Annotated in this window: 11 protein-coding genes and 3 pseudogenes; 2 read left to right on the top strand and 12 right to left on the bottom strand. The window is 66.0% G+C overall.

Annotated elements, in window-relative coordinates; all coding sequences use genetic code 11:
- A partial coding sequence (locus ACFE99_RS17370; protein WP_375487436.1) for a hypothetical protein occupies nt 1-368 on the bottom strand: 368 nt, incomplete at its 3' end.
- Between the two features lie 376 nt (nt 369-744).
- On the opposite strand from ACFE99_RS17370, the pseudogene ACFE99_RS17365 reads away from it, so the two are divergent.
- Nucleotides 745-861: pseudogene (locus ACFE99_RS17365) on the top strand (nuclear transport factor 2 family protein); the annotation flags it as partial.
- Nucleotides 862-868: 7 nt separating this feature from the next.
- On the opposite strand, the gene ACFE99_RS17360 reads toward ACFE99_RS17365, so the two are convergent.
- The 7 genes from ACFE99_RS17360 to bfr all read right to left on the bottom strand — a co-directional run bounded on the left by ACFE99_RS17360 (nt 869) and on the right by bfr (nt 7786).
- A complete protein-coding gene (locus tag ACFE99_RS17360; protein WP_375487434.1) occupies nt 869-1309 on the bottom strand; it encodes an SRPBCC family protein in 441 nt (146 codons plus the stop codon).
- Entirely contained in the window at nt 1309-2142 is an 834-nt protein-coding gene (locus tag ACFE99_RS17355) for a lysophospholipid acyltransferase family protein (protein ID WP_375487432.1), read from the bottom strand. Before ACFE99_RS17355 ends, ACFE99_RS17360 begins: the two co-directional genes overlap by 1 nt.
- Nucleotides 2143-2174: 32 nt before the next feature.
- Nucleotides 2175-3287: an amidohydrolase family protein gene (locus tag ACFE99_RS17350; protein WP_375487438.1), complete on the bottom strand. Its 1113-nt coding sequence runs from the start codon at nt 3285-3287 to the stop codon at nt 2175-2177.
- Nucleotides 3284-4630 carry a glutamine synthetase gene (locus ACFE99_RS17345; protein ID WP_375487430.1) on the bottom strand — a complete coding sequence of 449 codons (1347 nt, stop codon included), beginning with the start codon at nt 4628-4630 and terminating at the stop codon, nt 3284-3286. Before ACFE99_RS17345 ends, ACFE99_RS17350 begins: the two co-directional genes overlap by 4 nt.
- A 10-nt stretch (nt 4631-4640) precedes the next feature.
- Nucleotides 4641-5135, bottom strand: a complete 495-nt coding sequence (locus ACFE99_RS17340) for a carboxymuconolactone decarboxylase family protein (protein ID WP_375487428.1) — start codon at nt 5133-5135, stop codon at nt 4641-4643.
- Nucleotides 5110-7233 carry an MDR family MFS transporter gene (locus ACFE99_RS17335; protein ID WP_375487426.1) on the bottom strand — a complete coding sequence of 708 codons (2124 nt, stop codon included), beginning with the start codon at nt 7231-7233 and terminating at the stop codon, nt 5110-5112. The genes ACFE99_RS17340 and ACFE99_RS17335 overlap by 26 nt, the downstream gene beginning before the upstream one ends.
- Nucleotides 7234-7303: 70 nt before the next feature.
- Nucleotides 7304-7786, bottom strand: coding sequence for a bacterioferritin (gene bfr / locus ACFE99_RS17330; protein ID WP_375487424.1), 483 nt, complete (start codon nt 7784-7786; stop codon nt 7304-7306).
- 298 nt (nt 7787-8084) lie between these two features.
- Here bfr and ACFE99_RS17325 point away from each other — a divergent pair, with 298 nt between their 5' ends.
- Nucleotides 8085-8270 (top strand): bacterioferritin-associated ferredoxin, encoded by a 186-nt coding sequence (locus ACFE99_RS17325; RefSeq protein ID WP_375487422.1) that lies wholly within the window; start codon nt 8085-8087, stop codon nt 8268-8270.
- A gap of 13 nt (nt 8271-8283) precedes the next feature.
- Here the strand turns inward: ACFE99_RS17325 and ACFE99_RS17320 are convergent, their stop codons facing one another.
- The 4 genes and pseudogenes from ACFE99_RS17320 to ACFE99_RS17305 all read right to left on the bottom strand — a co-directional run.
- A complete protein-coding gene (locus ACFE99_RS17320; RefSeq protein ID WP_375487420.1) occupies nt 8284-9042 on the bottom strand; it encodes an enoyl-CoA hydratase/isomerase family protein in 759 nt (252 codons plus the stop codon).
- A gap of 11 nt (nt 9043-9053) precedes the next feature.
- Nucleotides 9054-9749 carry a hypothetical protein gene (locus ACFE99_RS17315; RefSeq protein ID WP_375487418.1) on the bottom strand — a complete coding sequence of 232 codons (696 nt, stop codon included), beginning with the start codon at nt 9747-9749 and terminating at the stop codon, nt 9054-9056.
- Nucleotides 9750-9758: 9 nt separating this feature from the next.
- Nucleotides 9759-10399: pseudogene (locus tag ACFE99_RS17310) on the bottom strand (PaaI family thioesterase).
- Between the two features lie 49 nt (nt 10400-10448).
- Nucleotides 10449-10551: pseudogene (locus tag ACFE99_RS17305) on the bottom strand (hydrogen peroxide-inducible genes activator); the annotation flags it as partial.

Genomic DNA, 10551 nt, shown 5'->3' with positions numbered 1-10551 from the left:
CCCCACGTGGTCACCCTGAATGCCTCCGAACATACGCCCGGCGTGTCGTCTTGGCGGCCATCAGCAGTCAGCCAGATGTGCTCATCGTTTGTTGCCCACCCCTCCTTGGGGGCCCATCCCTTCGCGGGTGCGTTCTCGGCATAAGTGGTCGTACTGCCGGTCGGCGTGAAGGTAACGGCGTCGCCCTTGGACGAGTCGCAGGCGAGCACACCCGAATCAGGTACGAACGGCCAAGTGCCCTTGAAAGTCGACTTGCTAATGGTCTCGCTGTGGACGAACTGGGTATCCGTGCTCGTGCCACACGCGGCTATCGACACCGCCAATACCCCAGCAAATGCAGCGACACCAGAATTCTTAATGGCGCTCATAGGACTCTCCCCAAGAGGCAGCGTAATCACGGTGTGCTTGTTCGCGCAGGCGATTTAACTGGGAATCCGAAGCGGCGATGGGACTGGCCACCGCCGCCCAAACGGGCCAGAGCGGTCCCATTGATGGGCGGGGCTGGTTTCGTGGGTCTACGGGGCAATAAGGGAGGCAGCGCCGTGCTCACGCTTGCGCCGCCGTCATACCCGGACAGCGTCTCCGGCTCGTCGGCTGCGGTCAGCAGGTTGTGAGCGCGTTTCCGTGCGTCGGCCTGCGGCCAGCACATTGCCGCCGCCCGATTGCTGAAGTCCAGATAGTAGACGCCACAGCGCACGCGATTTACCTCGCTTCCGCAGGTCAGAGCACTGCGCTTACTCCGAGCTATGGAAGGACTATTGGGATTTCGGTGCGATCGCCAACCACGCGCCGCCGTCCTGGATGGAGAATCTGTCCAAAGCGGACACGTCATGGGTGTTCGACGTGACCGGGTTGATCTAAGCGCCGGTCAGCGCTCGGACTCGACGAGCGCCTTGAGCCGTTTCAGCGTCTGCGTCAGGTTGCGTCCCACCTGACGCACCGCCACCCGGTCGGCGATGTACCCGAGAATTCCACCGGGCGCCTGATACGACAGCCGGAAAGTGACTCTTGTCCGGCCGTCCCCTCCATCGCGCAGCCGGATGCGGCCGCGCAGGCTGATGCCGGTGATCCCGACCCAAGCCAGGTCGCGGGCGTCGTCGAACTCGACCACCTCGACCAGGCCGCCGACCGGTACCGAGCCGATCTTCCAATGCACCGTGTAGCGCGCCCCCACGCCCGGAGGCCGCTCGTTGGCGGCCTGCCAGCGCTCGAGACTGGTCATGAACTCGGGGTAGCGGTCGGGGTCGCTGACCACCTTCCACACCGCGTCCCGGTCCGCGTCGATCACGCAGCGGCGTTCGACGCGCATCAGCCGATCACCGGGAATCGACGTTGGGCGGCCAGCCTGTCCACGCCGGCCTGCAGGCTGCCCAGCACTTTGTCGTGCACCGCGCGGTCATCGCCGTCGACTTCGATGGGGTCCTGCACTTCGATCGCGATCTTGGCGGGCAGCGGAATGTGCCCGGCCAGGTCGCTGATGTTCAGCCCCCACGGCAGCGCCAGCGATATCGGAACGCTTTTGAGCCGCAGCGTCTTGTCGGTCATCAGCAGCTTGGCCAGCCACTGTCCGCGGGTGACAAACAGCGCGGTTTCCTGGCCGCCGACGCTGGCGACCGGCACGATCGGCACACCGGCTTCCCGGGCCAGCCGCACGTAGCCCCTGCGGCCGCCGAAATCGACCTTGTGACGCTCCCACGACGGCCGGAAGACTTCATAGTCGCCACCGGGGTACACCAACAACGCGGCGCCGGACTCCAATGCCATCCTGGCGTTCTCGTGGCTGGCGGCTACCGTGCCGAACTTGCGCAACCAGCCCAACGGCGGTGCAGAGACGACGAGGTTGTGCGCCAATTGATAGAAGGGCCGCTCGACCCCGAAATATGAGCAGAACGCCAACGTGAACACAAACGTATCGGGCGGCACGTTGCCACCGCTGTGGTTGCCGACAAGCAGCACCGGTCCCTCGGCGGGAATGCGGTCCAGTCCGCGCACGTCGGCCCTGAAGTACAGCGACGCGAGCAGCCACGTTCCGGGCAGCTGATCGCGGATGTAGTCGGGATCCCGCTGGTCGAGGTCTGCTTTCGGCACCCGCGACGCGACTTGTTTGCGGGCCCAGTCCAGGATGCCGCCCACGGTCGCCATAGCCGCCGGTATACCCCGGCGCCACCTTTCCGTCAAACGCGGTAGATGCGCGCCGCGTTGTCGCGGGCGATCAGGTCGACGACTCGGGTGGCGTCGGCCTCACTCCAATCCCCGGCGTCGACGAACTCCTGTAGTGCGCGCTGAATGCCGTTGCGCCACAAGGACGCACCGAGAAAGTGCAACTCGGCCGGGCCGAAGCCGTCCGAGGAATACACGATCTTGGCGAACGGTGCCAATTCCAGCAGCCGGGCGACGAACGCGGGCCCCCGCGCTCCCAGGAAATTGATGCTCAACCCGCCGTCGAGGTAGACGTTGTTGAACGCCTGCGCCAGATAGCCGGCTTCGCGCTCGTAGGGATAGCAGTGCAGCAGCACGACGGGGGTATCCCGGGACTGCCGCAGAAAGTCGAGCAGATACAGCGGATTGGTCTTGTGCAGGTCACAGTCGCGATCACCGAGCCCGACGTGGAATTGCAGCGGTTTGCCCAGCCGCAGCGCCTGGTGCAGCCCGAAACGCAGCAAGACCCGGTCTCGCAGCCGCACTCCGCCGCTGTCGCGCCAGTTTGCGGCGGCCTCCGCGACCTGTTCAGCGGGCGGGTCGCTCAGATCGCCGTCGAGGCCGCCCCGGTAGGCCAGGATCGATTTGGTGCCGACCGCGGTGGCGGCGCGGGCGTGCAGGATCTCTTCAAAGGCCGATGCGTAGTCGCCGGATGCCTGCGCCGCTTGCTCGGCTACCTGCTCGAGACGGACCACCTCATGAGCGCGCCCGCCGGAGAGCTCAGCGAGTCCTTGGACGCCGGCAATGCCGTCGGCCAAGCCGGTGTCCACCAGCCAGTCGGTGACGTTGGCTTGGCGCAGGAAAAGGCGGGCCAGCTCGGCCTCGGTGAGCTCGCTGCGGCGTTGCCAATAAGTTTCAGCATCAACGTGTCTCGGGAGCCCCAGCAGCGGCGCGCAATGTGCACGCACGGCGAACCCGAGTTGCGAGTCGAATCCCGCGTAGGTGATCGCTTCAGCGTTGGCCTCGTTGAGCGCGTTTTCGAACCGCTGGCGGTCGCCGGCTGTCAGCCAGCAACCGTGGACGTGCTGATCGATCAGCGGCACGTCGGCGATGTGTTGCGCTAATCCAGCAGCCGTCGGCACGCTTATACGCTCCAGGACATCCGGAACTTTTCGGTCAGTTCTTCCGGGCTCAGGTCGCCGTAGTGCTCATGCTCGAAACGGCGCACCGCCACCAGCACGTCGACCGCGGCATCGCCGAGAATCCCCCGTAGTCGTTGCGAACCATCAAGCGCCGCAGTAGCTTTCGCCTGGCTATCGGTTAGCCGCACGATGCCTGCCCGATCGCGGCCGGACGGTGCCGCCGGGTCCACAGTTGTCTCGCTTGGCAGCTCGGCTTGCTGCTGGATTCCCTCAAGCGCCAAGCCGAGGATCGCGGCCGAGGCGAAGTACGGGTTCGCCGGCGCATCGATCACCTTGACTTCGACGTTGCCGCCGTACGGATTGGCGGGCCCGGCACTGACGAAACGAACTGCCGCTTCCCGGTTTTCGGTGCCCCAGCACGCATACGCCCCGGCCCAGTTGCCGGGCCGCGTGCGCAAACCCGACACGATCGACCCGCACAGGATGCTCTGAGCTTCGGGTAGCCCGCGGAGCAGGCCCGCAACGGCGCTTTCACCGGCTGGTGTCATCCCCCGCACGCCGGTGCCCTCCGAGAAAAGTGGCCCGTCCGATGTGGCCAACGAAAAATGCTGATGCGCACCCGATCCGGGACCGTCGACAAACGGCGCCGGTGACAAACTCACCCGCAGCCCGTAGCGGCGAGCAACCCGGCCCACGATCATCCGGGTCAGCACCAGTTGGTCGGCTGCGGCGACCGGCGCTTGTGGCGTCAACGAGATCTCGAACTGGTTGACCCCGTATTCGGGGTGCACCTGCTCGATCCCCACCCCGGATGCGGTGCCCGTCGCGACGACATCGCGCACGAACGCCTCATGTTCGAGCAAGCCGGCCAAGCCGTACTGTGCCCACAGCGTCGAGGGCAGCGGGCTGCCGTCGGGATTGACCAGAACGAACTCGATTTCGTGGCCGACCACGGCTTTGATGCCCGCTTCGTCGAGCGCGGCCTCGATGCGGGCCAGTGTTCCGCGGCTACAAGCCGGCACCGGTGCGCCGTCCTGCTCGAAAAAAGCGCCCGGCGCCCAAGCCAACCCGTCGCCGATGATGCGCAATGCCGACAGGTCGATGCGGATGCGCTGGTCGCCGACCACGCCGATGTCGTCGGTGAACGCGATGCCGGTTTGGTCGATGGCGAAGGCATGCCAGACCGGGCTGGCCCCCACCCCCGGGTCGGCGAACGTGTTGGTCCGCCGGATCGGCACGGTTTTGGCGTGGGTGAGCCCGGCCGGATTGACCACGGTGCCGATGACGGCGTCGACCCTTTCTGCTTCGAGCTGAGCGATCGCAGCAGCGGCCAGCGGTGTGGCGGTCACGCCGGGAAGATCACGCGCGGCTGGGCAAAGTGAGCGTGCAGCTCTGCCCGATATCCAGGGTCCGCAGCACGCGTCCCATGCCCAGCCACAATGCACATGACAACGCTAGGTCGGCCAGCAGCTCGTCGGAGAAGTGCTCGCGGCATCGGGCCCAGAACTCTTCGTCGTCACGCAGCACGGTGTGTTCGGTTGCGAATCGGTGCGCGAACTCCGCCGCCAGCCGCTCCTGCTCGCTGTAGCCCGGCCACGTCCGCCACTGCGAGGCGTGCTCGTAGAGCTCTTCGTCCACACCGTCCGCGGGCCCGTCGGCGGCACGGGCGTTGACGCAGACTTCGCATTCGTTGTTGTGCGCGATCACCGTTCGCGCCAGTTCGCGGGTGCGCAGTGGCAGTCTGCTGTGGTTGTAGACGGCGTCGCTGAACCCGGCGATCGCGCCGCCGAGCCGGGGCGATTTCTCGATCCAGCCCGCCAGGTCGTCGTCAGCGAAGGTTCCGATTCGGCTCATGGCGTGATGGTACGCCCGCGGTTGCTTGCGGAAGCCTTTCGGTGGCGACGCTGGCCAGATCCCGGCGATCCTCATGCCAATCACGTTGCGTGACGATCCGATGTGCAATGCGGTCCAGGGCGGCTTCGACCTGGGCCCGGTCTGGCCGTCCCTGGTAGCTGGGTGAGCGAGATAGCTTGTCCACGATCCACTCCCGGATCAGCGTGGTGACGAACTCGACCTGCCGGGCACCGCGCGGAGTCAGCCAGAGGCGGTCGACGTCCTGCCCTGCGTAGCCGGCGCGCACCAGGCTGCCGAAGGAGGGCTCGATGACTTCGTACGGCACACCGAACTGCTCGCCGATCTCGGTCAGCCGGGCTCTTCCGAAAACCCTTGTATAGCGGTGGATTTGCAGCAGCGCCCACAGCTGGGCGACGTCGAGCTGACAATCGGGCCGCATGGTAATGCTGCGCAGGCGCATCCCCGGGTCACCACGTCGCAGCAGCCGCCCGATCGCTGTTTCGAGCATCTCGTCCGGCGACTGGGTGGTCGGCATGGCGAACCCGTCGCCGAGGTCGGCGGCGCGGTAAGCAATGTCCCTCAGCGGAACCTCTTTGAGGAATAGCGCCAGGATGAAACCGACCACCGCGACGGGCACCGCCCACAAGAACACCTGGGTGAGCGACGCGGCATACGCGTCCACGATCGGGGCGGCCAGCTGCCGGGGCAGCCGGTGCAGAGCCTCCGGTGAGCTTGCCGCAGCGGGCGGTGCATGGCTTGCCGCGATGGCCGGGCCGAGTCGGCTATGCAGGAAGTTGGTGAACAGCGAACCGAATATCGCAGCGCCGAACGAACTGCCGATGGTGCGGAAAAAGGTCACACCCGACGTGGCCACACCGAGGTCTTCGAACCGCGACGTGTTCTGCACGATGAGGACCAGCACCTGCATGCACAGGCCGATACCGGCACCGAGGATCACGAGGTAAAGCGATTGCAGCAGTGCCGATGTCGACGGATCCATCCGCGACATCAGCCAAAACGCAACCCCCATCACCACAGTCCCGGCGACCGGGAAGATCTTGTAGCGGCCGGTCCGGCCGACCAGCACCCCGCTGCCCATCGAGGTGGTCAGCATGCCCACCACCATCGGCAGCGTGCGCAGCCCCGACGTGGTCGCCGAGACGCCGTCGACGAACTGCATATACGTCGGCAGGAAGGTCCGTGCGCCCAACATCGCAAACCCGACCACGAACGACAACACGCAGCACACGGTGAACACCGGACTTGCGAAAAGCCTCGTCGGCAGAATCGGTTGTGCCGTGTGGCTTTCCACCCACACGAAGACGCCCAGCAACACCGTCGAGCCGACGAACAGCCCGATGATCGTCGCCGAGCCCCACGGGTACGTAGTGCCGCCCCAACTCGTCGCCAGCGTCAGCCCGGCGGCCCCTAACCCGACGAGCAGGATCCCGGCGTAGTCGATGACCGGCCTGCTGCGTCCCGCCAGTGCCGGAATGGCCGCGGCGGCGACGAAGAAGACCACCACCGAAACCGGCACATTGACCCAGAACGCCCACCGCCAGGTCAGATGGTCCGTGAAGTAGCCGCCGAGCAACGGACCGATCACCGTGGTCACACCGAACACCGCGCCCAAGGCGCCCTGGTAACGGCCGCGCTCGCGCAGTGGGATGACCTCGCCGATCAACGCGGTGGCGGTCACCGTGAGCCCACCACCGCCGATACCCTGCAGCGCCCGGGACAGTACCAGCATGATCATCGACTGCGATAGCCCGCACAGCACCGAGCCGGCGACGAAGAACACCACAGCCGCCTGGAACACCGCCTTACGGCCGAAGAGGTCGCCGAACTTGCCGACAAGCGCGGTGATGATCGTCGAGGCCAGCAGATAGCTGGTCACCACCCACGACTGATGGCCCGCCCCGCCCAGGTCGGCGACGATGGTCGGCAGCGCGGTCGCGACGATGGTCTGGTCGAGCGCGGCGAGCAGCATCCCCAGCAGGATCGACACGAACACGAAGTTGCGACGCTGCGGGCTGATCTGGGTGCTGGGTGACACCGCATCCGTCCCGGCGGGCGCCGCCGCCGTGGGTGCTGTCATTGCAGCCTCTCAGTTGCCGTGTGCCAACCGGCGTCCACCCGGGCCGCTGCCGAACGAGGGCCGCCGTCCGTCAGGTCGTCGGCGGCCGGGCGACGCACTGCGCGGCATACAGTTGCTCGCCCAGCTTGTCCATCAACTCCAGCTGCGTTTCCAGATATTCGATGTGGTCTTCCTCGTCGGCCACGATTTTCTCGAAGATGTTTGCGGTAGTGGCGTCTTGCTTCTCGCGGCATAAGATGATCGCCGGTTTCAGCCGGTCGATCACGTCGTGTTCCAGCGCCAGATCGCTCTCGAACTGTTCGCGGAGCGTCTGTCCGACCCGCAGCGAGCCGATGCGCTGATAGTTGGGCAAACCGTCGAGCAACAGGATGCGGTCGGTGACCAGTTCGGCGTGCCGCATCTCGTCGAACGACTCCGCGCGGGTGCGTGAAGCCAATTCGGTGAAACCCCAGTTTTCCTGCATCTTCGAGTGCAGAAAATACTGATTGATCGCGGTGAGTTCACTGGTCAGCTGCTCGTTGAGCAGGCGCAAGACATCGGGATCACCTTGCATGATCGCTCCCTTTTCCAAGGCCGTTCACGTTTGACAGTGCGCACGACATTGTCCGGATGGTTCTGGGCTGTGGCACCACCGCGCCGTGCGGGTTCAATCTATCCGGCGACGACCCGTGCCGGGCGTCGACCCGCGGAGGAGCCGGACGAGCCGGCGAGTGACTTAGGTTAGACTGCACTAACCCACTTAGGTTAGACTCCACTAATATGGACTTCCGCGGTCCGGCGGCGGCGCCGACACTTCAGGGCATGAGCGGCCACGTCAGTGCGCTCGACCCGGCCGGTGGTGAGGTGTGCTGATGTACGTGTGCCTGTGTGTGGGAGCGACCAGCCAAACAGTGTCCGACATCGTCGCACGGGGCGCATCGACGTCCAAGGAGGTGGCCGCCGCATGCGGCGCCGGCGCCGACTGTGGGCGTTGCCGCCACACGCTGCGGGCAATCATCGCTTCGGCGAGCCGACTCGACGCCAGCGCCGCCCGCTGAGGCGCGGCTTTGTTCAGTTGCCGCGCCGACTGGTGAAATCCGCCAGCGCGTCAGCGTTGGCTTGCCCGCCGATCAGCTTGGCGAAGTGAGCGTTCTCCCGCGCGCTGGCCGCCGCGATCTCGGGGCGGATCGGTTCGACAATCGTGTGCTTGACCGCCATCAGGCTCGCGATCGGGCGCGAGGCCAGGATTGCGGCATGGCGGCGGGCTTCGGAGAGCAGCGCTGCGGGCTCGCAGACCTTCCAGACCAGACCCATTCGGAGCGCCTCCTCGGCGTCGACCCATTCCGACGACATCAACAGCCACGCAGCGTTTTGCCGGCCGACCAGCTGTGGCAGCAGATAGGACGACGCCGCCTCCGGCGCGACGCCCAAGCTGGTAAACGGGCACTTCAGCCGCGCGGTCGACGACATGAACGCCAGGTCGGCGTAGCCCAGGATCGTGGTGCCGATCCCTAGCCCGACACCGTTGACCGCGCAGATCAGCGGCTTGGGAAACCCGCTGAGCGCATCGATCAGCCCGGTGAAGCCGTATTTTCCTGCGGCGAAGTCGGGATCGGTGACACGCGCCTGCATCTCGCCAAGGTCCGTGCCGGAGCTGAAGGCGCGCCCAGCGCCGGTGAGCAGCACGACGGCGATGTCGGGATCTTCGGCCGCCGCCAGGAGCGCCTCGGCCGTGGCGTCGTAAAGCGCCTCGTTGAACGCGTTGAGTGCTTCGGGCCGGTTCAGGGTGAGGGTGCGCACCCCGTTCTGGTCGTCGATCTGCAGTATCACGGCTGAACTCCTTACCCGAACGGTGATTTCAGTACGTAGCGGCTGGTGGGTACGGTGTCGATGTTCTCGTTGGCGCCGAAAGCCGCTGTGCTGGCAACCATCCGGCTGATCCGGTGCTGCAAGTCGTCGTCATCGGCGGCCCCGAAGAAAGCTTTCAGGTCGCTGATCGCCTCGGCCGGGAACAACTCTTCGACGATGCCGGCGATGGCCGGCGCATCCGGGGTAAGGGCGCGCACCACCCAGTTCTGCGTGTAGCCGAATGTCGCCTGGGTTTTGATCGCCACCGGTGTGTGGTCGCGCTGCCATCGGGCCAGCCACGTCTCCTCGTCCATGTCGGTCGGCCGGCGCAGCAGCGCAACGTTAGCCAAACCAGCTGTGCGAATGCCGATTTCGAGCGGCACCGGCAACGGGATCGATTCGGTGACCAGGTAGGCGGCAAGGTGATCGCACTCGGCCTGCAACAGGCTCAGCGCTTCGGAAACCTGATCGCCGTAACACTGCTGGGTCCACATACTCACCACGGCGGCGACCGGCGGGTCGAGTGTCGTCAGCGTCATCAGCGAATCGCGCACTGCGCTGTCTCGAACGCTGACGGTCAGCCCCGCAACACCGAGTCCAAGGATGGCCTCGGCGATGGGGCCTCGTTGCCGGGCGCACCACTCGTCGTCGGGACCGGGTGTCTGCAGCACGGCGATGACCTTCTCCATGAGCAGAACCTAACGCTGCGCCGGCGGGTCGGGTTGGTCCCGCAGCCACTTGGGCAAGATGAACACACCCTGGGCTTCGACGGTGACGCCTTGGTCGTCGGCGAGATGGCCCACCGCCAACGTCTTCGCGCCCTCGACCCGCGAAGTCGTCGCCTCGGCGTGCAGGTGGCCCAGGCGGGTGGCCCGCACATAGCGGAGGCTGATGGTGCCGGTAAAACGCGGATTGACACCGTCACTGGCGGCTTCACCAAGCTGGTGGCCGAGTACGAGGGCGGCCACTCCCCCGTGCACGTGGCCCGGCGGGCCCTCGTACGCCGCGCCGAGGTGAAAATCGCACCACACCTTTCCCGACGGGTCGTGGTTGACCACCAACGGCGGAGCCAACGGATTGCAAATGCCGATGACGGCGTTACCCCACGCCATCCGTTCACCACTGGCCAGATAGCGCACACCGAAGTGCCGTCGAGTTGCTTGGCGCGCAATCGCGTGGTGGCCGAGTCGATCTCGGCCTTGGCCGCGGCGTCGGCAGTGGCCTGGGTCCGCACGGTGGCGTCAACTAGTTTGCGGACCGAGCGGGCCAGCGGTTCGTAGATTGCGCGTAGCCGTTCGACGTCCGCGGCGCTGATGTTCTCCTGGGTGAAGTCCAGCATGATGCAAACTAGAACACGTTCCTGCCAGGCGTTGGCGGGCGGGTGCCGCCTAGCGGACCAGACGTACGTCCTGGTCGTTGCTGACCAGCTCGCCGATGATGGCCGCCAGCTGGCGGTAGGCCGGGTCGCGACCGCTCGAGGATCTAAAGACC

The organism is uncultured Mycobacterium sp., from assembly GCF_964249325.1.
Taxonomy (GTDB): domain Bacteria; phylum Actinomycetota; class Actinomycetes; order Mycobacteriales; family Mycobacteriaceae; genus Mycobacterium.
Note: the sequence above shows the minus strand (reverse complement) of the source record. Positions and strands in the feature narration are given on the sequence as shown.